This window comes from uncultured Chitinibacter sp. (assembly GCF_945957625.1).
Lineage (GTDB): Bacteria > Pseudomonadota > Gammaproteobacteria > Burkholderiales > Chitinibacteraceae > Chitinibacter > Chitinibacter tainanensis.
In genome coordinates this window covers 17,431-41,452 of the sequence record NZ_CAMFLP010000005.1, presented here as the reverse complement: position 1 = coordinate 41,452, position 24,022 = coordinate 17,431, and the positions used below count along the sequence as shown (strand labels likewise).

At 48.3% G+C, this 24,022-nt stretch carries 22 protein-coding genes; 2 read left to right on the top strand and 20 right to left on the bottom strand.

Annotated features, from left to right (window positions below; genetic code table 11):
* Window positions 1-12: 12 nt before the first annotated feature.
* The 19 genes from QV747_RS07975 to ppc all read right to left on the bottom strand — a co-directional run bounded on the left by QV747_RS07975 (window position 13) and on the right by ppc (window position 19,804).
* Window positions 13-1,050: a glycosyltransferase family 4 protein gene (locus QV747_RS07975; RefSeq protein WP_273432178.1), complete on the bottom strand. Its 1,038-nt coding sequence runs from the start codon at window positions 1,048-1,050 to the stop codon at window positions 13-15.
* Window positions 1,050-1,541: a serine acetyltransferase gene (locus tag QV747_RS07970; protein WP_273432180.1), complete on the bottom strand. Its 492-nt coding sequence runs from the start codon at window positions 1,539-1,541 to the stop codon at window positions 1,050-1,052. The genes QV747_RS07975 and QV747_RS07970 overlap by 1 nt, the downstream gene beginning before the upstream one ends.
* Window positions 1,534-2,637 carry a glycosyltransferase gene (locus QV747_RS07965; RefSeq protein WP_273432182.1) on the bottom strand — a complete coding sequence of 368 codons (1,104 nt, stop codon included), beginning with the start codon at window positions 2,635-2,637 and terminating at the stop codon, window positions 1,534-1,536. Before QV747_RS07965 ends, QV747_RS07970 begins: the two co-directional genes overlap by 8 nt.
* A gap of 12 nt (window positions 2,638-2,649) precedes the next feature.
* Window positions 2,650-3,180, bottom strand: a complete 531-nt coding sequence (locus tag QV747_RS07960; protein ID WP_273432184.1) for a serine acetyltransferase — start codon at window positions 3,178-3,180, stop codon at window positions 2,650-2,652.
* 1 nt (window position 3,181) lies between these two features.
* Window positions 3,182-4,105, bottom strand: a complete 924-nt coding sequence (locus QV747_RS07955) for a glycosyltransferase (RefSeq protein ID WP_273432186.1) — start codon at window positions 4,103-4,105, stop codon at window positions 3,182-3,184.
* A 7-nt stretch (window positions 4,106-4,112) separates the two neighbouring features.
* On the bottom strand, window positions 4,113-5,432 hold the full coding sequence (locus tag QV747_RS07950) for a flippase (RefSeq protein WP_273432188.1): 1,320 nt from the start codon (window positions 5,430-5,432) through the stop codon (window positions 4,113-4,115).
* Complete coding sequence (locus QV747_RS07945; RefSeq protein WP_273432190.1) at window positions 5,416-6,648, bottom strand: hypothetical protein; 1,233 nt, start codon at window positions 6,646-6,648, stop codon at window positions 5,416-5,418. The genes QV747_RS07950 and QV747_RS07945 overlap by 17 nt, the downstream gene beginning before the upstream one ends.
* A 10-nt stretch (window positions 6,649-6,658) precedes the next feature.
* Window positions 6,659-7,342: an exosortase-associated protein EpsI, B-type gene (epsI, locus tag QV747_RS07940; RefSeq protein ID WP_273432192.1), complete on the bottom strand. Its 684-nt coding sequence runs from the start codon at window positions 7,340-7,342 to the stop codon at window positions 6,659-6,661.
* Window positions 7,339-8,202: an exosortase B gene (gene xrtB / locus QV747_RS07935; protein ID WP_273432194.1), complete on the bottom strand. Its 864-nt coding sequence runs from the start codon at window positions 8,200-8,202 to the stop codon at window positions 7,339-7,341. Before xrtB ends, epsI begins: the two co-directional genes overlap by 4 nt.
* A gap of 6 nt (window positions 8,203-8,208) precedes the next feature.
* Window positions 8,209-9,045, bottom strand: coding sequence for a cellulose synthase operon protein YhjQ/BcsQ (locus QV747_RS07930; protein WP_273432196.1), 837 nt, complete (start codon window positions 9,043-9,045; stop codon window positions 8,209-8,211).
* Window positions 9,042-10,424 (bottom strand): chain length determinant protein EpsF, encoded by a 1,383-nt coding sequence (gene epsF / locus QV747_RS07925; protein WP_273432198.1) that lies wholly within the window; start codon window positions 10,422-10,424, stop codon window positions 9,042-9,044. Before epsF ends, QV747_RS07930 begins: the two co-directional genes overlap by 4 nt.
* A 12-nt stretch (window positions 10,425-10,436) precedes the next feature.
* The gene (locus QV747_RS07920) at window positions 10,437-11,234 is read right to left on the bottom strand and encodes an SLBB domain-containing protein (RefSeq protein ID WP_273432200.1); all 798 of its coding nucleotides are present in this window, start codon (window positions 11,232-11,234) and stop codon (window positions 10,437-10,439) included.
* A complete protein-coding gene (locus tag QV747_RS07915) occupies window positions 11,234-12,124 on the bottom strand; it encodes an EpsD family peptidyl-prolyl cis-trans isomerase (protein ID WP_273432201.1) in 891 nt (296 codons plus the stop codon). The genes QV747_RS07920 and QV747_RS07915 overlap by 1 nt, the downstream gene beginning before the upstream one ends.
* Before the next feature lie 14 nt (window positions 12,125-12,138).
* Entirely contained in the window at window positions 12,139-13,617 is a 1,479-nt protein-coding gene (locus QV747_RS07910; protein ID WP_273432203.1) for an undecaprenyl-phosphate glucose phosphotransferase, read from the bottom strand.
* Window positions 13,618-13,620: 3 nt separating this feature from the next.
* On the bottom strand, window positions 13,621-13,992 hold the full coding sequence (locus QV747_RS07905) for a PEP-CTERM sorting domain-containing protein (protein WP_034619005.1): 372 nt from the start codon (window positions 13,990-13,992) through the stop codon (window positions 13,621-13,623).
* Window positions 13,993-14,064: 72 nt separating this feature from the next.
* Entirely contained in the window at window positions 14,065-14,964 is a 900-nt protein-coding gene (locus QV747_RS07900) for a hypothetical protein (RefSeq protein ID WP_288791494.1), read from the bottom strand.
* A 442-nt stretch (window positions 14,965-15,406) separates the two neighbouring features.
* Window positions 15,407-16,420, bottom strand: a complete 1,014-nt coding sequence (murB, locus tag QV747_RS07895) for a UDP-N-acetylmuramate dehydrogenase (RefSeq protein WP_273432208.1) — start codon at window positions 16,418-16,420, stop codon at window positions 15,407-15,409.
* 113 nt (window positions 16,421-16,533) lie between these two features.
* Window positions 16,534-17,016, bottom strand: a complete 483-nt coding sequence (locus QV747_RS07890) for a hypothetical protein (RefSeq protein WP_273432210.1) — start codon at window positions 17,014-17,016, stop codon at window positions 16,534-16,536.
* A 31-nt stretch (window positions 17,017-17,047) separates the two neighbouring features.
* Complete coding sequence (ppc, locus tag QV747_RS07885; protein ID WP_273432212.1) at window positions 17,048-19,804, bottom strand: phosphoenolpyruvate carboxylase; 2,757 nt, start codon at window positions 19,802-19,804, stop codon at window positions 17,048-17,050.
* Between the two features lie 106 nt (window positions 19,805-19,910).
* Between ppc and QV747_RS07880 the strand changes: the two genes are divergently transcribed.
* Together QV747_RS07880 and QV747_RS07875 are read left to right on the top strand one after the other, a co-directional pair.
* Window positions 19,911-20,750, top strand: coding sequence for a PhzF family phenazine biosynthesis protein (locus QV747_RS07880; protein WP_273432213.1), 840 nt, complete (start codon window positions 19,911-19,913; stop codon window positions 20,748-20,750).
* Window positions 20,751-21,093: 343 nt separating this feature from the next.
* Window positions 21,094-22,707, top strand: coding sequence for a methyl-accepting chemotaxis protein (locus QV747_RS07875; RefSeq protein ID WP_273432215.1), 1,614 nt, complete (start codon window positions 21,094-21,096; stop codon window positions 22,705-22,707).
* A 115-nt stretch (window positions 22,708-22,822) separates the two neighbouring features.
* On the opposite strand, the gene QV747_RS07870 is transcribed toward QV747_RS07875, so the two are convergent.
* Window positions 22,823-23,932 carry an AI-2E family transporter gene (locus tag QV747_RS07870; RefSeq protein ID WP_051258759.1) on the bottom strand — a complete coding sequence of 370 codons (1,110 nt, stop codon included), beginning with the start codon at window positions 23,930-23,932 and terminating at the stop codon, window positions 22,823-22,825.
* Between the last annotated feature and the right edge of the window lie 90 nt (window positions 23,933-24,022).

Here is a 24,022-nt window from a genome sequence, read left to right as displayed (position 1 = left end):
AAAAAAAAATAATTAACACCCAATTAAATCGGAATATATTTTCCTAATCTTAGGAAAAACAACACCAGATGTAAAAAAATTAGAATACAAGGCACAACCTTCCTGAGCCAACTTGGCGGATAGCTTGCTATCGGTCAAAACACGATATAAAGCTTCACTCAATGCATCGATGTCACCGGGCTTAACTAGCAGGCCATTCTGACCATCCTTTATCACATCGGGAATACCCCCAACTGGGGTTGTAATTAATGCTATTTCGGAACCTAAAGCTTCAATAATGACCATAGGCAAACCCTCGTTGTATGAGGGTAAAACTAACGCTGAACACTCTGCGAGTAAGATGCTTTTCTTCTCAGGCCCGACCCAACCATGAATTGTCACGAGAGATTCAAGTTGCATCTCCTTGATAAGGGACTGTACTTTTTCATCTTCGCCACCACCACAAAGATGCAAATGAAAGCTAGTTTCCCGAGATAATATTTTTACGGCTTCGAGTAGGTCATATATACCTTTACGCTTGATGAAAGCACCCAAAAACAAAATGTGCCCAGGTTTTCTATTTAACAACTGCCGTCGTACATCCACGTAGTTATTAACAACCACAGGCGTAACACCCATTGAATCTCGAATGTAATCCGCCCAATTTTCTGAAAGAACAATGACTGCATTTGATTTTCTAAAAAGAGAAATCACCAGATATTTAGTAAAAGATGAAGACCTTGTAAAGAAAACCTTAAATTCTGATCCATGTAAATGCAGTACAAACTTTGCAAAAAAAATCTTAGTAAGCAGACAGATCAAGAGCTTCCGCCAAAAGCTCCCATTCATGGACATGTGGGCATGGACAATCACATCGGATTTTGCTACAAATAACCAGCAGAGATTGAAACAGGCCGCAATAAAAAGAAATAGATCGGAGACTTTAGAACCCGTGCCATGAGTTGCAATATACGACGCCTGACCGTCAGGATATAGTCCATCGTTAAAATAACCTTCAATTACAGAGCGTATTCCACCATTAGCCCGTGTTCCAACATGTATAACGAACATTATATAGCCTTCTCCAACTCTCTGAAGCCAAACCCAACGACAACTGTATTTTCAGATATTGACTTTGTAACAACTGCACCAGCACCAATTACAACATTATCCCCAATCGAAACAGGCCCGATCACAATACAATTAGCACCAAGCTCTACATGGTCACCCAAAACAGGCGCTGAACTAGCTACACCACAATGAGTAATTTTATTGCCCAATGTGACACCCTGTCTAATTGTACAATTTCGGCCAATTACACAATCAGGATGAACAACTATTCCGTATCCATGATAAATTTTGAGCCCAAAACCAATCGAAGTACGATAAGACAAGTCTAAACCGATTATGATTTCCGAATAAAACCTATACAAGGGAACAAAAAGGTAGAAAAAATAAAACACCCCACCAAACTTGGAAAGACCAGACAGACGAAACAGCAAAATCAGTATTTTAATCTTAATGCCTTTATTACCTCTAATCTCATCTAGCAGATCACCCACTTAAAACCTCACGAATTAAATTATAATACTGCTGACCAATATTCTTTTCAGAAAAATCTTGAGCACGTCGACGTAAATCATCGGAATTATATTTTATGGCGCCCGAAAGAATTCTATCCATTCTATTCGCTAATTCGATCGAATCACCAACAGGAACCAACTCACCAAATTTTCCGCCACATAGTATTTCTGACGGTCCCGATGGACAATCGGTGCTCACCACTGGTACACCAAAAGCTAAAGCTTCAACAATGACGTTGCCAAAACCTTCCCAAGCTGATGAAAGGACAAATAGATCTGCGCTTTGATAAAACAGATCAGGATGATCTGAGTAACCAACAAAGTCAATGCGGGAGGCAATGCCCAAATCAGAAATTAAACTATTAAGCTCACTCCAGACAGCCTGATCATATACCCCCCCAACAATTTTTAAGCAAGTATTTTTATTCTCTAACAATGCAAAAGCTTTCAACAGCGTTGGGTAATCTTTAGGCTTCGAAAGACGACCAACTGCTAAGATGGTTTTGACATCGGTATTTGCATGCTCAGCCCTAGCAACTGATACAGTCGACGAAAAACGAACCGGGTTATAAATCGTAAGAACTTGATCTGAACTGCCCATCAAATCTCGCACTTCTTTTTTCAAGCCATTAGATACACAGACTACGGCACTAGCATGGCGATATAAATACTTTACGATTAATTTGACACGCAATTGCCAATGGCGTGGATATATCGCCCAATGTTGTTTTATAGAGGCATGTTCTGTAACAATGATCGGGCATTTATAACTTGAAATAAAGCGAGAAAGAATAGCAGCGCCATTGGTATCTGGATATGCCGTAAGAACAAGATCCGGTCGCTCGTACTCTAATAGCCTTTTAAAAGCAAAAATAGATTTTGACGTGCGCATAACATCTAAGGCTCGAACCAAAAAACCCTTTTCAGCAGCAATAGCGACACCTTCTCCATCTAAAGTATCCGCAACAAAGATCACTTCATAGCCATGACTTGACGACAAATACTCGGCAATTGAGAAAAAGACGCGCTCAGCTCCACCAAACCCTAAACGCGAAATTCTAAAAAAAATTTTCAAAGCAATACCCTGTTAGGTTTTTATATATCGAGCAGGACGATTAAAATGAACAACACGAGCTGGAACTCCAACAGCTGTCGCATCGGAGGGAATGTCTTTGACCACTACAGAGCCTGCACCAATCGTGACTCGATTGCCTATTTGAACAGCCTCGACGATGCAAACATTGGGACCGACATAAACATTATCGCCGATGGTAGCGGCTTGTCCCTCATTGGTGCCAATTGAACAAAACTGTGAGATATTAAAGTTTTTGCCTATTTTCGCTTTATGACTGATAACAATGCTCTGACCGTGTCCTAAATATAACCCAGGGCCAATTTGGGTTTTCCACGAGATATCCAACCCATACTTACCCTTCATTCTGAACAACTTATACTTCGCTAAGGTCGAGAGGACAGGTGTAGCGGCCTGGGCACAGCGAAACCAAAATACATAGCGAAAGCCACGATCTTTTACGTAAGTACGCAAAAAACTCATAAAGCCTAAACTATTCGTATATCGATAAAAATCAGCCCGTATTATTTCTTTTAATGAACTCATACTATTTCTGCAGGTAGGCACTCAGTTTAGGCATAAGTAAAATGCGAATCCGGCGCTGCCCAACCGCCAGATAACGATAAAAGTGGCTACGCAAACGCCAAAGATCTCTATTCACATCAGCAGGCAAATCAACAGGCATTTTCAACGCTACCGAGCATCGAAAAATCATATAAAAAAGTGAAATCTTGAGCAAATCATAATGATGCTCTTTCTGTCCAAGGATTGACTGATAGAACTGAATCAATGCCTCCCGATAAACCGGTTGAATATTCAGTGTTGCCCCATTAGCATTGATTCGATACGCATAAAAAGCTTGCCTGACCTGAAAAATTCGCTTCGCTGCATTATAAACATGATGCAATACCATCAAATCTTCACAAAACCGAACACCCACTGGAAAACAAGGCTGCGGCAACAATTCACGTCGATAAATGCGTATCACAGGATACCAAATAGACGCGGCGAAGATCTCATTACGAACGAACTCTATTGGAATTGGGCCAAAATGGCTGTGAACATATTGCTCAGGCTGCTCTGCGACTACATCACCCTGCTTGAACGTTTTCCAGCCAAACTCAATAATATCTGGAGCTGCTTCATTCATCACAGGATAGATAGCCGCATAATAACCAGGCAATATATAATCATCACCATCTACAAATGTAATATATTGCCCTTTTGCTGCAGCGATCCCGACATTCCTCGCGGCACTTACACCTTGATTTTGCTGCTTGATGTACACCAAATCGCCACTGTGCAGTTGCTGCGCATAATGCGTAAAAATAACTGACTCACTTTGATCTGGACTGCCATCATTCACCAAAATGATTTCTGCATCGCGCGGCTTTTCATGCAACAACGAATTAACACATTCGACAATGTAATTCGCAACATTATAAACAGGAACAACAATAGAAAGCTTCATCCCAGTTTCACTTTGAATTAAGCACATACATAATCGACTGATATGCCAGACGTGGGCGAAAAATCATGTCCGCCACGGATTTTACGGCCACTGCGAACACATCACGTGTCTCTCTAAAAATGCCATAAATTAAGAAATCAGCAATTGCATAAGAAATTACTGAAGCATACGCTGCTGCTATTACACCAATATGTGGGATAAGCGCAAAATTAAGAGATACACTGATCGCAGCCACTGCAATTGACTTGATCAGCTCATAACGAACCTGACCCCGTAAGATAAGAAGTCGAGAGTATAGCGCTGCGGGTATCACAAAAAGCCATACCCAAGCAAGTACTCTGAGTACGGGGCCTGTTTCCTGAAATTTGTGCCCATAAAGTAAATGTACTATTTCATCGGCAAAGATCGATGTAACCAAGGCCACAGGAAACGCTAGGATAAAAAAAATACAAACCAGCCCTGAGACCATTTTTTTAAACTCAATCTCATCATGCAAACGATTACTTAGCGCAACATAAAAAGCCATCGTGATGATCGGCCCAACAAAATTAAACTGGATAATCAAACGTGAAGCAGCCGAATAGATACCCGCAGCATGGTCTGAGAGTAAATGGGAAATAATCAGCACATCAGATTGCATAAAAATAGGGAAAATAGCTGCGGCAAGAAGCGCGGGCGCAGCTTCTTTTAATATTGAATATGATCGTTTCGTATTCACTCGCCAGCTGCGCCATCCCGTCGTAGCATGCTGCTGATATTGAATAAACAACATACCACACTGAATTATTGCTTGGAGTGGCAGATAAAAAATGGCCCACTCATAAGCCAAATCAAAATTGATTGCAAAAATGATATAAGCAATCGCCACCAAACGAGAGACAATTGCTGAGGCCGCGATGGCCTTCGGGATATTTACCGCCTGAAAATAAAGTCGACCTAGTGTAGCCCGAGTAAACAGTGTGGTTAGCAAAACAAATGCGGTTATCCAAATCATCTGTGGAGTCACCAATCTGCCCATGGTAAACAATGCACCAACAATACCAAAAACATAGAGCAACCAACCCAACAACTGCATTAGCATCACACTGCCAATGTATTCACCATCATCTGGATCTCTTGCTAAATCACGCACAATAAAATGATCAAGGCCTAATGTGGCCAAAAACATCAACAACCCCGATGCTGACTGCACCAGACTTAATTTACCAAGATTGTCCGGCCCAAAAAAACGCGCAATAAAAAAAACGCTGATCAATCCAAAAGCAATCGTTGTAAGATTTTCGACTGAGAACCACACCAGACTTTTAAAATTACGTTTCTTGCTCATTTCTTTCTCGCACAACATCACGACCAGCGACCACACCTGCCACGATCAAAAAAAAGAACCAGCTTAAATTTGACCCCATCAAAAATGTCGTTTCCGTTAAATTGTGAAAAATTAAAATAATGACAGCAAAAAAAGCAACATTGATACTTTTGGAGCGGATTGAATTCATAAAGACTTGCAGCAATGCAAATATCAAAATAACAAGACCATAAAAACCTATTGCAACCACAACATCAACATAACCGCCATCAGAGGCCGCCAACTTATCAGCCCACAATGGATCATTCCGTCCGAGACTAGTTTGCAATACTTGATTCCAATCACCCATCCCCCAAACGGCGTTATACCCTAGGCCAAAGTCAAGGCGATGTTCTGCACTTCTCAGCATTTCAATCCATAATCGCCCGCGCCCAGTGAAAGCATCTTCTGCAAGATTGAGAAACAAATAGTCCAACAACTCCTTGCTATAATTCAACAACAACATAACACTAAGTAAGACAAGAACAACACTAAAAAAAACAAAGATAAAATAGGAGTCTTTAACAAAATTGACTCGCCCTACACCCAACCAGTAGGTTTTCAGGCTCAGGACAAACGATAAAATAACAGTAATTGCAATTGCAGTTTTTGACTGTGTAAATACTAAGAGAGAAGCTGCGATCAATGCAAAAACAAGATCAATCCAGCGTCGAGATTGTGAAAAAAGCAAAATTATTACAACATAACAATTAACCAGTCCAAAGCCGTTCTTTGTTCCATATAAAGACCGAACCCCATAAGCACTCAATGCATCACCAGGGCGGATAATCATATATAACAAATTAACAACTACAACCGCAATCAGCGCGTTTTTTAACACTAACTCCCAATCAATGTAGCGTGCGGCGTACCCCCCGATCAATCCTGCCAATAGGACAGCAGCCTGTTCCAATGCACCGATCCTAGTACTATCTGGAAACTGAGACCATAAGATACTAGAAGCGCACCAAGTTATCAGAGCCAGCAACCCAATCCAGTTCAAACTTGATTTGAACAGGTCGCGATCTCGATAAAAAACCAGAAATCCAACATTTGCCAAAAAGAAAAAAAGCAACATTTTCTTATCAAATAGCGCATTCCCTAAAAACAAAAGGACTAGCGAGATGAAGAAAACAGTTTGATGCAAACCTCTAACAATCCGCACATTTTTATCTGATATTATTTGCCCCACGGCCATGTCCATCACCCTACGTACCCAATCCTAAATACTCACGTGATTTTGGCTGCAGCGCAGTAGAAAGCTGTTTAATAAAACTCGCTTGCTTTGCAAATTCGGCCGTTTGGTCAGCGCCAATTGTAGAAACTCGGATGATCATTCCATCGGCGATTAGCCCAGCTAAGCCATAACGAATTTGTTGCAGCTTAAAATCACGATTATTGTTTACAGCCGTATTCCCAATTGTAAGCCAATAAGTAATCGGCTCAACGCGTTCACCGTACGTTGCGACCAACTGTCTGCCAGGTATAGCCCTAGAGCCTATGTTAATGCTTGTGTTGCGCTGCATACCTATGGCAAAGCCTTGAGCTGGATAGCAAATTTCAGGCTTATGCACTTGCCGGCCTTGATTGTCACGCTGATCTGGCCCGTAGGCGATCGCCAGCATCATCCGCTCACCTGCCGCATTGACATAAGTGCGCATCAACAACCCTGTGTACAGTTTGCTCAGCGTTTTTTCAATATCAGGCGCCTGTACAATCGATGAATTTTCCTGTGGGAGTGCTTTCCAGTCGCCAAATGATGTAGGTATTAATGTTTCAAGCTTGATATTCTTTTCATCCGCCATGCGTAGCGTGGGGGTCAGAAAAAAAGCAGCTACTGCTGCTCCTATCATGATTAAGGCAAAAAACGATTGAATGTATAAACGCTTCATGTGCGCCCCCAAACTCTTTTCAAAACACCATCAAGTATGAATAGCAGCAATAATGACATGGCAAAAACAAAAATTCCGGCAAACCCATGAATAAAGCCCTGGCCTGCTTCATCACCAAGATAATACGTAACAAGAATTAAAATTAAGACTCTGATCACATTCGCCACAATCGCAATTGGTACGATGGCCAGAAGGAGGATGATTGATTTGGCTGTAAAAATCTTGCCGTTGAGATGTACGTACAAAAAACCCAGTGAAATCAGGCTAAATAATGAATTCATCCCTGAGCATGCATCGGCTACTAAAAGTTGGTATTGGCCTACCGTTAACACCACACCGGCACGGGCTACTGGATAGCCGAGTTGATAAAGAATCACCTCTGCTGCGTGTGAGATATGGTTTTTTAATCCGCTAGTTAGGCCATCAATGATGAATGCAGGCAATGGAATTAAGAAGCAAATAAAAAAGATTGGAAATGCATATCGCTTCACTCCAGCCCATCCTTGAGTTGCAAGGATCACAGCAATAGCCAATGGAATAAAGGCCCCAATTTCAAGGGCAAAAATTTCTTGCGAGCGCCCAACTACATAAGAAAGGCATGCAACCAGCAAGAAACTCAATGCAGCCAAAGGTGATGCCGTTGGCTCTGCATTGGATTTTTCCGTAACAAACTCCCGCCAAAATAAAAAGCCTATTACCGCTAATAACAGAGGCCCCTGCCCTTGCTCTTCACCTTGCCACAGAGTATTCGACAAACTGTATATGCTAGGTAGCAATAAGGTGAGAAAGCCTAATATTAGTAAAGGATATTCTTTGAGTAGCGCCAGAGTTTGCGTTTTGGCTAGTGAATTTGATTGCATACTGTTTTACTCGATTAGAACAGTGCCCACGACTTCTACATCGATCGCTTTGCATCGTTCGATGCATTCAAGTACTTGTGCGGTGAATGCACGGTCACGCTCAACGGCAATGACAACACCACGTACTTTGGCTGCAATCAAATAAGCATCATCAAATAGAGCTGCAGGTGCTAAATCATAAAGCACAGCATCGTAGCCGCCCTGTAGTTGATTCATGAATTCACTGGTAAACCGAGATGCAATGATTTCTTGTGCATTCGGCAGTACAGCTCCTGCACTCAGGATATGTAAACTAGGAACCCCTTCCACCACTTGCACGGCAGTCGCTAGGTCAGCCCGACTGGCCAATACTTCGACTAAGCCGACCTTATTTTGCATGCCCATTAGCTGATGCAATCTAGGCTCACGCAAATTAGCATCGACGAGTAATGTTTTTTCATTTGATTGAGCAAAGGCAATCGCTAGATTGGCCACCAGCGTTGTTGCAGATTCGCTTAACCCAACGATCGCAATATTCTTTTTGCCTTCACTTAACCAGCGGAGCATGAGTTGGCTACGCAGTGTACGCACAGACTCTGCAAATTCACTACTCGGCTGATATGCCTGAACTAGGTTCTCGCTTAGTTTTGATTTGCCTTTTTGCAAAACCGCATAATTATATTGATTAGCCAAGGCCTGCTGCACATCTTGTTCTGTTAGATAGCCTAACTGAATTGCAGCCTCGCCAAAACGCAAATTATGCTCGCGCTGAAATTGCATTACAGCTTCAGCCTGGGCCAGCGTAATAATTTTTTTATCAAGCAATAATTTTCCGATATTGCTTGAATTACTCACGATCGTCATTTACCACGCCCCTTCAACTTAGTGAGCACGCTTTTTCTTTGATTCAAAGATGGCATTGTTACCAACAATGGAACACCCACAAAATCAGACAAATCATCTGCACTGCGTACGCGTCGATTGAAATATTCCACAACCAAGACAATCAAACTGGCCAGTACTAGACCGAGTAGCAATGCCACCGCAGCATAATTGCGCAGAACGGGCGCCGAATGGCTTTTTGGTGGAGAGGCATATTTCAATGGGAAAATATTCGTCTGACCACTCATGGCACCTTCTAGCGTTGACTGTGCTTGCCGTGATAGTGCTGCATCATACGTTTTCTGTGCGTTATCTAAATTTTGCTGTAGCACTGATAACTGTGCACGATCCTTCTTCAACGCAAAAATTCTTTCACGTTGTTCCTGCAGAGCGGCTTTCAGCGATGCTTGAGTTGCGGCTGAATTATTTGCTGTAGCACCGAGCCCCTGTGAGTATTGCGCCTGCAACTGATTGAGTTGATTTTTTGTTTCTAAATAATCGGCCTGAGCTTGTTGGTACTGCGGGTGGTTTGGCCCTAACTTTTCCTCGACCTCGTGCAATTTAGCTGACTTTTGTGATAACTGAGCTTTTAATTGCTGGATGAGCGGATTATTAAGCACATCAGGGGCATTCGTACCGGCTTGCGCGCGGGATTTTGCATCATATGTTTGCGATTGCGCTTGTACCAAACTGGTGCTCAGTTCATTTAAACGCTGCGTTTCAATATCTAGCCGTTCGTCTGACGCAACAATTCCTGTTTCTTGCTGATATTTGGAAAGCTCAGCCTGCGCATCTTCAACCTTTTTTTTCAACACTTTCAATTGCTGTTGAAAGAATTCAGAGGTGCTTTGCGCTGCTTGAGTCCGCATTTCAATATTCATGTCGATGTATGCCTTCATGAATTGATTTGCGACTTGCGCGGCAAATACTGGATCTGTTGCTGTATAGCTTAAACTGATCACATTACTTTGCCGACTTGGCACGACTTCTAGGCTCTTTAAAAAAAGCTCAGCATACCAATCGCGAATTGTTGCACTTCCGACTTTGGCTTGCTCATATTGTGCGATTGCCTCAGGTAAAGTTGTGATGCCAATTTTATCAACAACTTTGAGTGCTGTATTCTGACTATAAATAATATCCGCTTGTGTAAACAAATAGCTAGGCGCCAACAAACCAGAAACAGGCATGCCTGTAATAGGATCATTTGCCTTTACATCAATGGACACTTGTGCGGTTGCGGTGTACTGTTTCGACTGGATCAAAGCAATCGCAAAACCGGCAACCAGGACTGAGAGCACGATCAAAGTAAAAAGCTTTATGCGGCCCACAAAAACCCGAAGCAGCGTTCTCACACTTAACATTCATTGCCCCAATTAGAAAAAGCTTTCTTTAATATAAACTGTATCGCCAGCCTGCAATAAATCAATCGGCTTAGCTGGAATTTCTTTAACCTCACCATCGATTACTCGATGAATCAAAATTCCTTTGCTAGAAGCGCGCTGATTATATCCACCCGCTGTTGCCAATGCTTGCATTACTGTCATTTTTGGCTCCAATCGGAATGAACCAGGTCGATTTACTTCGCCAAAGACGTATACCAATTCAGCGCGGGGAACATAGACCGTATCACCGGATTGGACAGGAATACTGCGTTTTTCCGAGTTTGCTAGCTGGGTTAGTTTGCTGAGTCGATATTCATATCGCTCTTCACCACGAAGAATAACGATTACATCCCCGCCCGATGGCCCCACTCCACCAGCAATAGCAACCAAATCAATTAAATCGGTATTACTATCTAGCGCATAGCGCCCTGGTTTATTTATTTCGCCCAGCACCGCCACTCGCTGGCTTCTGTACTGTGTAATCAATACATTCACATTTGGTTTTTTAATAAAACCACCCGCCGCAAGTTTTTTAGCCACCAGCGCTTCAGCTTCTGTATAGGCTAGGCCACCAAGTTTTACTTCGCCCAGCAATGGGAATGTGAGTAAGCCATCATTATTAAGCTGCGCTTCGGTCGTTAAATCCTCATGGTCATAAACCTGGATTTTAACTACATCGCCGGGCCCTAGCAGATAATCGCCTAATGCCTCTTTACCAGACTTTGCGAATGAGATCGGAACGATCCAAATCGCCAGAAATAAAGCAATTATTAATTTTCGTGCTGTCATTATTTCAGTCCTTTCAACCCTGCTTTTACGCTATCGTCAGCGGCTGTTGACTCTTGTTTCTGCAATTGCTGTGCGGGTGCTGAAGCAAATTTTTGCAGATATTCAATCTTAGCCGCATCACGCAGGCCTTTCATTTTTTGTGCAGCTTGGGTTTGGGCTTCGTTATTGGCTAAGTAACGCTTAATCATTGGCTCCGCTTCTGCCGCGCCAACCGGTGCAGCCTGAGTGGCTTTCAGTTGCAGCAAGACTGTTTTATCACCTTCGGACATGGCAATGATGTCACCCACATTCATCTGCGCAAATTTGACTAACATTGGCATTGGCAGCTGCTCAGCAGTGCGAGTCGCCTCATTGGTATTAAATTTGATTGCTGCAGCATCTAAGACCGCTTTTACCGCCATTGGGCTGGTTGCATTATTCAGTGCCGCATTGAGGGCGTCGTTGTAGGCCGCTTTATCAATGACAAAAGTGGTGAATTCATAGTTTTTGCGTTCGGCAAAAAGTGCTGGATTTTTGGCATAGAACTCGTCGACAGCTGTTTTGTTTGGTTCACCCGGCTTGCCAATTACACGCTCAGCAGCTGACTGCGCCAAAATCTGCCGTTTGGCATTTTCAATTGCTTGAACCACATTTGGTTCACGATCCAGTTTTAGCTCAGTCGCTTTTTGCACTAGCAATTCTTGGTCAACCAGTTGCTCGAGCACCTGTTGCTTTTGTTCAGGCTGAGCATTTGGCACCTGAGCCAGCACATAATTGAGTTGGTGCACGGTAATTTCACTGTCGTTGACCTTGGCCAAGACCTGACTTGGTGATTTCTTATCGTCTTTCTCACCGCATGCCGTGAGGGTGCTTGCAATTAATACAGCCAGTACCAGAGGTTTTACGTTCATTGTGTTTCCTTGCTTTAAAACGCGTTCCGGTCGCGGAACATCATGGTGGCGGTTTTCCAAATAATCTTGAGGTCAAGCCAGACTGACCAGCTGCGCAGATAATCCAAATCGTATTCTACGCGGCGCTGCATTTTATCTAATGTATCGGTTTCGCCGCGATAGCCATTCACCTGTGCCCAGCCCGTAATACCAGGCCGAACTTTGTGGCGCATCATGTAGCCCGAAATCAACTTGCGGTATTGTTCATTGTGCGCATTTGCGTGAGGACGCGGTCCCACAATACTCATCCGTCCTTGCAACACATTTATGAATTGTGGCAACTCATCGAGTGAGGTTTTGCGGATAAAGCCACCGATGGGAGTGAGGCGATTATCATTGCGGGTAGCCTGCACCACTTTATCGCCGTTTTCCATGACATTCATCGAGCGGAATTTATACACCAGCACACTTTGACCATCTTCACCATACCGCTTCTGCTTGAAGAAAACAGGCCCTTTGGAGGTAAGCTTTACCGCAATCGCAACGCCTAGCAATATTGGCCAAATCATTAAAAGGATTAGACTCGACAATACGATATCGCTGATCCGCTTCACCACGCCATTCATCCCGACAAATGGACTTTCGCAGATTGCCACTACTGGCACGCCGGCAATATTGTCAAAACGAGCATTAATTAAATCAAAGACAAATAGATCAGGTACGAAATAAACCGAAGCGGTACTATCGCGCAGTTCATCGAGCAAATCCATCACTCGCGGCTGGGCAGTCATCGGCAATGAAATATAGATCTGCTGAATATGATTAGCCTTTACATATTCAGCCACATCTTTCAGTCCCCCCAAGAGTTGCTCGGGGTGATCTAGAATTAAACGGTCTTCAGTGCGATCATCAAAAAAACCAACAAACTCTTTATTAAGGAATGGGTGGGATTGCATGTTGCGCGCCAAGGTCGCGCCTGGCTGATTGGCCCCAATTACGACCACGCGTTGCTTGGTGGAACGATCAAGATCTGGGCGCAAGACAAACCAGCGAAATAAGCCATGCGCCGCAATCAGCACCAAAGGCGCAACCACAAACCACGTGAGCATGTAAGGAGGATAAAAGTACTGATCAAACCCAGAGATTCGACCAAGTAGCACCAAGGCCGTCACCACCACTAGCCATTCAAAAGCAAAGCGTCCTAAACCTAATAAGGGGCGTGAGTAGCCCGGTACGAATAAAAACACCCCATCAAGCATCAAAGCCGAGAGCAGAAAAGCTAACGCTCCTAGGATGATTTCATGCCCATCCGTAGCCACTTCAAACGGGATAGCCAGTGCAAACAATGTCACCACGACCAGGACGGGATCCAGAAACAGCTTGAAAAAGCTAACCATGGGCGCCGCATTTGAAAACTCGCGAAAGCGATCGCCAAGCAGGCTAGGTCGCCCGCTAAACCGGACTTGGTTTAGGGTTTCTTCACGATTCAAATGTTCTGCCACGTCCTGATGCACTGATTACTCCTTATGTTTCTTCTGACTTAAAAGCACTAACAAACCTATTGACAACAAGGCGACTGCCGCTGGCTCGGGTACAGGCGGGGTAATCGGTTTTTCTGGTGGACTTACCTGCCCCCCGGTAGGCGATTTTGCGCCCGATGTCGTCGTGACTGACACACCATTGAGATTTGGGCCACTAATGGCATCAATGATATTAGCTCTCGCAGCAATCGCACCGAAACTCGAACCATTCAAATTCAATGTTACGTTGGTATCTACTTGGTCAATTGCTAAATAACCGTTGTCCTGTTCACCTGCGCTTACAAAGACCGCAGGCGCATCTAGCGCCGTTACGGGCTGTATCGATTCTGCGTTTGTATATGCCGACATCAATACTCCAACTACTGCTACTCGCCACATTCGCACCACCTCTTTTTTTTGTATATGGGTATCGTCACTTGCTTAGAAATCGTATTTCGAACTCAGCCCCGCTTGTAGCGAGTCATAATCTGCTGAACCGCGCCGATCATTTCGATCTTCAATTTGAAAATATGACCTGACCGACCAGTTTCTTAGAGGCTTAAACACAACGCTAGCTTTGACAGATCGGTATTCTTCATCCCTGACTAAGGCCCCAGAAACCGTTTCAGTTTTCCGATCACGTAGTCGCAGCTCTAGATCCCATAGCCATTTTTCGGATGTAGCCCAAGTGGAGCCTAAGTAACTGCTGCGCTGCAAATCCCGCCCCACCCCACTGGTGAACTGATCAAAGTTCTGGCCATAACCTGCCCGCAACTTTGTTTTACCTGTTGCCTGCCACGTGAGGTCAAGGTTGCCTTGCGGTGTGCTAGAAGAACGCTCACCAGTTAACTTTGATTTCCAGCTACTTACCCCGCCAGTCGCGCTGATGTTCAGCTTTTCACTGTACGGCCATTGCAATACCAGCTGGGTTAACCGCTCTTCATACCCGCGACGATCAGCAGGAATGAAAGCTAAATTGCGTAAATAATCATAATCTTGCCACTGCTGGCGCACGGTCAGGCTCGAACCATATTCAGTGCGATAGCGCATGCCAAGACCATAAGTCAGGTTTTTGGCGTCTTCCAAAGTGCGAACGTCATGGGTTTGTTTGCTATAGCCCACATCAGCGACCAAGGCCCAGTTGCTCAATATTAAATAAGCGCCCTGCCATTGCACATTGCTCTGACGTACCATATCAATACGGCCGTCACGCGTATCTTCAAAGCTACTCATGCTGCGGCTAGTGCCAGCATTCAATTGCCCCGACAACAAACTGCCCGCCTGCCAAGCCCAGCCAAGATCTGCTTGCCAGCCGGTGTAATTCAGCTCGCTAAAATCCATGTATTGCTGGCGATTAACCCGCGCGCTGGCACTGAAATTTTGCCGAGATACCGGCACATCAATGCGGCCGCCGAGCGCCACATCTAGTTTGCTATCACCCTGCTGGCCATGCTTGCGGGTAATGTTATTACTGCCTTGTTCGCTTAAGCGAAATATATTGTCATCGTAGCCATAGCCCACTTCGGCATTGAGTTTGAGCGTATCGTCTGCATCATATGCGCCATGCGCTAACCCAATTGCACACCCTAAGACCACTGCCAACTTCTTTCGCGCCATCACCCATCCCGCTATTGAATCCAGTTCAATCTTGGCTTTCTTGTATTCATCACCAAGCTTACTAGCCTTACTCGGCCTTTATGACGGCGGATTTTAACATCATTAATGTTAATTTGCTGATACAACACAAAAACAGCATATTCGCAGATAGTGATATAGCTCTCACTCACCAAAAAATTGGCTCGGCCTCAAGTTTTACGCCATATTGCGCGTCAATTGCTGCCTGAATATTAAACTCCAGCTTTTTTACATCCTGCTGACTCGCCCCGCCGTGGTTCACCATCACCAGCGCTTGCTGGGCATACATCCCAACTGGGCCGTGCTGTTTGCCTTTCCAGCCAGCCTGATCAATCAGCCAGCCTGCCGCAAGCTTGGTGTGCTTATCATCCACCGCAAATGAGACCAGTGCCGGCCATTGCTGTTTTAACGCCTGTGCTTGTTCAGTCGGCACGATCGGGTTTTTGAAATAACTACCCGCATTACCGATCACGGCTGGGTCGGGCAATTTGCGCTGGCGCACCGCGATCACCGCTGCTGCGATATTCGCGGCGGAAACGGGCAATTGTTGCCGCGCTAACTCTTGCTCGATATCGCCATAACTGGTTTTCAGCTGCGCCACTTTCGGCAGCCGGAACGTCACTGCCACTATGCACCACGCTCGACCGGCGGCCTGCTTAAAAAAACTATCCCGATAGGCAAACTGGCAATCAGCACCACTGAACTCACGCACTTCACCGGTTTCTAGGTGGACCGCAGTCAGGCTATGCAATACATCTTTCACTTCCACGCCGTAGGCACCAATGTTTTGAACTGGCGCGGCTCCGACGGTGCCAGGAATCAGCGACAGGTTTTCCAAACCGGCCCAGCCCATAGCTAGCGTCCATTGCACAAATTCGTGCCAGTTTTCACCAGCTGCGGCGCTGACATACCAAGCATCGGCGTCTTCCGCCTGCAGGCTGCGCCCCATGAGCGCCATTTTTAGCACCAAGCCTGGCACGACTTCAGGCAGCACCAGATTAGAACCGCCTCCTAATACATGCCAATGTAAAGCACGTAGTTCCGGGCTCGCAATACACGCCTGTAATGTAGCTAGCGAATCAATCGCTACAAATTGCTCGGCGCGCGAACGCAATCCGAACGTATTGAGTTTATCGAGCGGATAATCGGCAATTATTTGCATCACATACCTCAGTGCAGCGCACTGCAAATAGCTTAAAGAAGCTCAAATAAAAATACCCTGACCAGGTAATGGTTCAGGGCCTAATTCAATCAATGCTTAGCTGGCAATACCCATCAGGGACGATTACCCAAGTGCCAGCGGGCGCAATACCACTTGGTTTGCTCTGGACCGCTGGCCACCAGCACGCTACCAAACTTGGAGAGCCAGCGTGGATACGGCCCGGGTAACTCCACAAAGGCAAAGCCCATTTTCTCTTCGACATTTTTTTTCACCTGCTCCAGCGGTTTATTGATGAGCGCGCCCACCATTAAAGCGCCCGACTCGGGCACGTTCACAAAAAACTCTTCGACCTGATTGCCCGCCATGGTTGCTTGCTGCCCGCCAAACCATTCGGCCTCGCCCCAGACCCGGATGGGGGCATTCAGATGCTGGCGAAAATAGGTCCGCCAGAATGCCGGGGACCATTCACTGCGGCAGGCCAGCGCGTTTTCCACCTTATCGCCAAAATGGCTCGGCAAGGCTTGCGCCGCTGGCGGCACCAGAAAGCATAAAGCCACCAGAGCGGCGAATAAAATCGGTGATTTCATCCTGGCCATGGTGGCTCCTTTTTTGCTGCAGCGCGAGTGCTTAGCCGCTATTACGCAGGCCAGCCGCTACCCCGTTGATGGTCAAGTGCACCGCGTGCCGCAGCTCTTCGCTGTCGTCGCCGGCGCGAATGCGTTTGAGCAATTCTACTTGCAGGTGATTAAGCGGATCCAGATACGGCAGGCGGTTATTCAGGCTGCGGGCCAGCATCGGGTTGTCGCCCAGTAATTCTTCATGGCCGGTGATTGCCAGCACAGCGCTCACCGCGCGTTGCCATTCATCTTTAATCCGACCGAAGATGCGTTTAGCCACGTCCTGATCTTGCACCAGCTCAGAGTAGCGTGCCGCAATCGCGATATCCGATTTGGCCAGCACCATTTCCATATTGGAAATCGTAGTCTGGAAGAACGGCCATGTCGCATACAGCTCTTGCAGGTTTTTCAGGCCCTCGTCGCCAGCTTCAGCCAGATATTCGCTGATGGCATGACCGAAACCATACCAGCCCGGCAGCATCAGACGACATTGCGACCATGAGAATACCCACGGAATCGCGCGCAGATCTGAAATGCTATTGGTGTTTTTCCGCGCCGATGGGCGTGAGCCAATGTTCAGATTCGGGATTTCCTTGATCGGCGTAGCTTCGAGGAAGTAAGTAATAAAGTCTGGTGTTGCATACACCAGATCGCGGTAGAAGCGGTAAGCCGAATTCGACAGGCGCTCCATCAAGCTGCGGCGCGCGGTTGGATCGATGGTTTGCTCGCCCGGGAAGCTCGCGTCCAGCGTAGCAGCCACCAAGATTTCCAGGTTACGACGACCGACTTCACGGTCAGCGTACTTGGCGGTGATTACTTCACCTTGTTCGGTAATCCGGATCTGGCCATTCACCGAGCCGGCAGGCTGGGCCAAGATTGCATCGTAAGCTGGGCCACCGCCGCGACCAACCGTGCCGCCACGACCGTGGAACAGACGCAGTTTGATGCCGGCTTCTTTAAATACATCGACCAGCGTCAATTCGGCTTTGTACAGCTCCCAGTTCGAGGTCAGATAGCCGCCGTCTTTATTCGAATCCGAATAACCCAGCATCACTTCCTGCACATCACCACGACAGGTCAGCAGCTGACGCCATTGCGGGATCGCAAACAGCTCGGTCATGATTTCGCCACTGGCGCGCAGGTCACCGGTGGTTTCAAACAATGGAATGATATTGACTTTGCTGCGCACGGTTGGGGCCAGCGACACCAAGCCCACATCGTTCAGCAATACGGCCACTTCCAGCATGTCGGAAACCGACGCACAGTTGGAAATAATATAGTTCGGCAGCACGGCCTCACCGTAGCGCGCCTGAATTTCCGCCGCAGCTTTTAAGATATCCAGCTCTTGCTGTACATCCGGGCTGTAGGCCACATCGTGCGGACAGATCAGCGGGCGTGGGCTGGCCAGCTCGCGCAGCAGCACTACGCGGCGGCTTTGCTCATCCAGCGCCAGATATTCTTCCAGACCCGCGCGGTTAAACAACTCGCTGATCATTTTTTCATGCATGCCGGCAAACTGACGCATATCGATTGGCGCCAGATAGAAGCCAAAGACTGATACCGCGCGCTGCAGGCGGCGCAGACGGCCATTGGCCAGCTTGGCCGCGCCATGCGCTTTCAGTGAGCGGGCAATCACAGCTAAGTCAGCGGCCAATTCGTCCGCGCTGGCATAAGGCTGCGCCCGTGCCACATCATGCAGCTGATGGTGGAACGTGCCGATTTCGATCGCCGTCGCGAAAATACGCGAAGCAATGGCGGTTACCGCCAGGCGATATGGCTCTTCCGATTTACGCGCAATGTCGTCGGTGGCTTGCGCCGCCAGTGCCGACAAATCTTGGTCGATTTGCACCAGGCGCGTTGACATCGACAGCTCGCTTTCGAGCTTCAAACATTGCTGGTAGTAATAATCCAGCGCCACGCCAGCTTGGCGTGATACGGCATAGCGCATGACATCGGCGGTCACAAACGGATTACCGTCGCGGTCGCCGCCGATCCAGCTGCCCACCTGAATAAAGTTTGGCAGCGTTACTTGTTCATTGGTCAGTGCCGACAGGCGATCTTCCATGTCTTGATACAGACGTGGGATTTCGTGCAGGAAAGTATTGCGGAAATGCGTCGCACCGTTTTCGATCTCGTCTTGCACGGTGAGCTTCACCGTACGGATTTCGCGGGTTTGCCACAGCGTGATCATCACGCGTTCCAGTGCTTCTTGGTTGGCTTCCAGCTCGTCCGGTGTCATTTGCTTGCGATCACGTTGCGTGAGCAAATCGCCCAGCGCGCGGTGGCATTCCAGAATGGTCTTGCGTTTCACCTCGGTCGGGTGTGCGGTCATGACCGGGGCGATCAGCGTGTCGTTCAGCAAGCTGAGAATCTCAAACGGCTTCACGCCACGCTCGCGCAGGGTATCCAGCACGGCTGCGATGCTGCCGCGCTGCGGGTTGGAGCCAGCCACTTTGTGCGCGCGACGGCGGCGATTGTGGTGCAAATCCTCTGCTATATTGGACAGATGCGAAAAATAGCTAAATGCGCGCACCAAGGCCATCGTCGCTGGCATATCCAGCGTCGAGAGCGAGCGGGCCAGCGCTTTGCCCGCATCAGGGTCGTGGCCCTGTACGTAACGAATAGCCAGTTCTCGAATCGACTCGATCTGCTCAGCAGTGGCCGCACCGGCCTGTTCGCGAATGGTGTCAGACAACAAGGCAGCAAGCAGATCCAAATCCCGCTTGAGCGGCAAATCCTTTTCAGCAATAGGTTCGAGCACAGACATGGCAATCCAATTTCGGCGAATTCAAGACAGAAAAATCCCGTACATTTTAGCAAAGAAACCCGATCTCTGCCGCTGATTTGACACAGAAACTTGCACCGATAAGAACATGCCCCAATTCCCTTTCTTTCTGACTAGTGTATTCAGCGAAAAAACACCGTCTGGCGAGCCCTGCGTGGTGGTGCTCAGCGATGATTTACCGCTGGAAAGTCAGCGCCAGCAGCTGGCCTATACCTTTAATGGTAGTGAAGTCGTGTTTGCCGGCCGCCAGCCAGCCCAGCTGGCTTTTCATTACCCGCAATTTGCGCTGCCATTCTCGGCGCGCGGCTATCTGGCGGCGGCGGCGGTCTATCAGGCGCATTGTCCAGAGGCGCCACGGCGCTGGCGCTGCACTCAGGGCGAATTTGCCGTGGAGACGATGGGCGAAGCCTGGGCGCTGCGGTTGCCGGCCGGGCGCAGCCGGGCGCCGAATCATGGCCAGGTGCAGCTGGCGCATGCGCTAGGGATTGAAAGCCACGAAATCCTGCCGCCGCTGCAGCTTATCTATACCGGGCTAGAGCAGCTGCTGATCCCGGTGCGCTCCCGCCAAACCGTATTACAGGCGCGACCGCATCCGGCCTTGCTGGCCGAATACGCCAACCATGGCGAGCCGGTGGCGCAGGCGGTGATCTGGCATCGCGAACATGATCTGATCACTATGCGCTGCTTTATGGCCGACCATTTTGGCGTGTATGAAGATTTTGGCGCCGGCTCGGCGGCGCTGAATATCGGCAGCTACTTGCTGGCCACCGGCCAGCGCCCGCCGCAGCAACTCAAGCTGGAACAAGGCCATACCATCCAGCGGCTGTTCAGCCGGCTTAGCCATCTGCACTTACAGATTGATAGTCAGGCCCAGCTTACCCTGAGCGGGAAAGTGCAATTACTCGGTCAGGGCGTGGTGAATTTGTAAGTCGTGGTGTGGTTTTTTCAATCTGGCGCGCCGCCGCTGGTCGGTGCGCCCGCCACCCGTTGCAAGCAATCAATCGCGCTGGCGTTGCAAATACGCTCATGGGTATTGGCTGTAACACTAATATCAACAAGCCTATCCAGCCTATACCCTCTGGCAAATCATTAAAACTGTGTGCACTCTTGCTCAGCAGCCCCCTGAGGCGCAGCATGGCTCTGTACTTTGATTACATTAAACACACCGATTGCATAAACCACTACTCAATACAGGGTTTTTAGCTTGTTCGCCCCGCAATCCTTACTATTCTAAGAAACAGCATATCTTCGCCACGACTGGACAACATGCCATGAAAATCACACATAAACTGATTGCCCTGGTTTTACTTGCCGCGCTCGGGTTGATCACCCTCACCGCGGTTAACTACAGCAAATTTGCCGCAGTACAAACCAACGCGCTCGATGTCACCGATGAAATCGTGCCCTCCATCATTGCCATTCAACATGCCGAACTAGAATTTGCAATACTTCGGCGTGAGGTGCTGAGCCACATCATCGAAAAAGACCCAGCCAAAATGCAGGAACTCGAGCGCAGCATTGAGCAAGATAAAGCCAAACTGGACGAGTATCTCAAGGCCTACGAACATTTCATTTTCGAGGAGGCCGACCGTAAAAACTTCACTCAACTAAAACAGGAACTCGATGCTTGGTATCCGCTCGCTAAAGAAGCACTACGGCTATCAGCGGCAGAGCAAACTGATGCGGCCATGGATTTTGTACGACAAAAGCTCACACCAGTGGCTGCCCGTGCCTTTCAGAGTTTTGAAACCGTGAGCAATTTCAACGAAGCCCTCGCCAAAAAAGCCGGCGAAGCGCTTAAACAAGACGTGATCACGGCTATTTCGGCCTCGATCACCATCAGCGTGATTATTATCGGGCTGGTGGTCGCGCTGGGCTTTTTGATTGGCCGCAGCATCATCACTCCGCTGCAGCGGATGCGTGAATTCGTGGTGCGTTTGGGCAGCGATTACGATTTCACCCAACGCGTAACCATTACTACGCAGGATGAAATCGGCGAATCGCTACAGGCCCTCAACGGTCTGCTCAATTCGCTGCAGCAAAGCTTGCAACAACTCAACCGCATTGGCCGCGATGTCACCAGCACCGCCAGCTCGCTCTCAAACGCCAGCCGCGAGCTTTCGGAAACCTCGCAGCAAGTGAGCCAATCGGCTTCCAGCATGGCGGCCGGGGTAGAAGAAGTCACGGTCAGCATCACCCATGTGGCCGATCGGGCTGGCGAGTGTGACAGCACCGCCCGCGAAGCCGGTCAAATGGCGGCCAATGGCGGTGAGGTGATCGAAACCACCATTCACAATATCAATGCCATTGCCGAGCAAGTGCGTGCGGCCGCGGCGCAAATCGAATCGCTGAAAGACCGCACCGGCAGTATCAATGCGGTGGTGAATGTGATTAAAGAAATTGCCGATCAAACCAATCTGCTGGCGCTCAATGCCGCGATTGAAGCTGCCCGCGCCGGTGAGCAAGGCCGGGGCTTTGCGGTGGTGGCCGATGAAGTGCGCAAACTGGCCGAGCGCACTGGCAACTCGACGCAGGAAATTATCGGCACTGTCAGCGCCATTCAGCAGGAAGCCAACAACACCGTCGCCACCATGCAGCGCTCGGTGCAACAGGTGGATGACGGCGTGCAAGGCGCCCACGCGGCTAGCGATGCGATCCAACGTATTCGCCACAATGCCGATGCCGTGGTGGCACAGGTGAGTGAAATTACCGCCTCGATGCGCGAGCAAAGCTCGGCCAGCGCGATGATGGCGCAACAAGTTGAGCGCGTAGCGCAAATGTCGGAAGAAAGCAGCTCGGTGGCCAACAATACCGCCAACGAAGGCAGCCGCCTGCGGCAGTTAAGCGATGAGCTGGATGCAGCGATCGGACGCTATAAAGTGTAGCGCGAGAAGGCGAAGCAAATAAAAACGGGCCGTAAGGCCCGTTTTTATTTTGGGGTATATCCCCATAAGCATTTCAGATCAAGGCATATCCAGATATACACAATATGGGTATATCTCAATCCGGCTGCGTGATAATCACGCTTTCTGCTTCGGCCAGCACTTCATCTCCGGGCTGGGCATCCGAGCGTAAAATCCATGAACGGGCGATTTCGTAAAACACTGTCAGCAGCACCGGGCCAATAAACACGCCCAGCATGCCAAAGGCCAAGGCCCCGCCCAAGACCCCGAACAAAATCAAAATAAACGGCAGATTGCTGCCTTTACCGATCAACAAGGGTTTGATCACATTGTCGGCCGAGCTCACCACCAGCAGCATCCAGGCGGCCATGAAGATTGCCCAGCCGGTATCCCCCTGATGAAACAACCACGCTGCCGCCGGCAAGCCCAGCAAGACCGGCCCGCCCGGCAGCAAGGCCAGAATAAAGCTGGCAAAGCCCAGCGACATGGCATTAGGCACGCCGGAAATCGCGTAGGCAAACCACGACAGTACCGCTTGCGCCAGCGCGGTACCGATAAAGCCGTACACCACGCCCTTGGTCGAGCTCACTGACACAGCCAAGAGCTCGGTGCTACGCTCGCCCGCTACCCGAGTCAACAAGCCTCGCACCCAATCGCGGATATGCTCACCGTCTTGATAGAGGAAAAACGCAATAAACAGGCTCATCATCAACAGCACCAAGCCGCCACCAATATGCCCGCCCACCACCAGTAGCCATTGCGTGGCGGGGCCAATCAGGCTGCGGATCATCGACATGGTTTTGGCATCATGTGCGCCTAAACCTTGCCAGAATTCGCCAATCGGCTCACCCACCAGCGGCAATGCCACCAGCCATTCCGGTAGCGCTGGCCAGCCGGCCTCAAAACTCGCCCGAATCCGCGCAATAAAATCGAGACCCACATCAGCAAAATCGCTGGCCGCCAACACAATCGGCAGCAAGAAAAACAAACACAGCCCCAGCAACATCACTACCGCCGCCAGCGCGCGCTGGCCCCGCATCCGCTCCACCAGCCAGAGATAAGGCTTCCAGGTGGTGAGCACCAGCATTGCCGCCCACAGCGAGGCGGCCAGAAACGGTTTCACCACGGCATAAACGGTGAGGCACAGTAGAAGTAAAGCCGCCAGCGCAATCAGCGGCTCTACCAGCTCGGAAGCTTTGATTTTCATGGTATTTAGCCTTCATTCAGGAAGCGCTAGGATAACGTGAATCAAGCCGTAAGACGAAAAAAAGCCGGCGCGCACGCCGGCCTTGTTGCA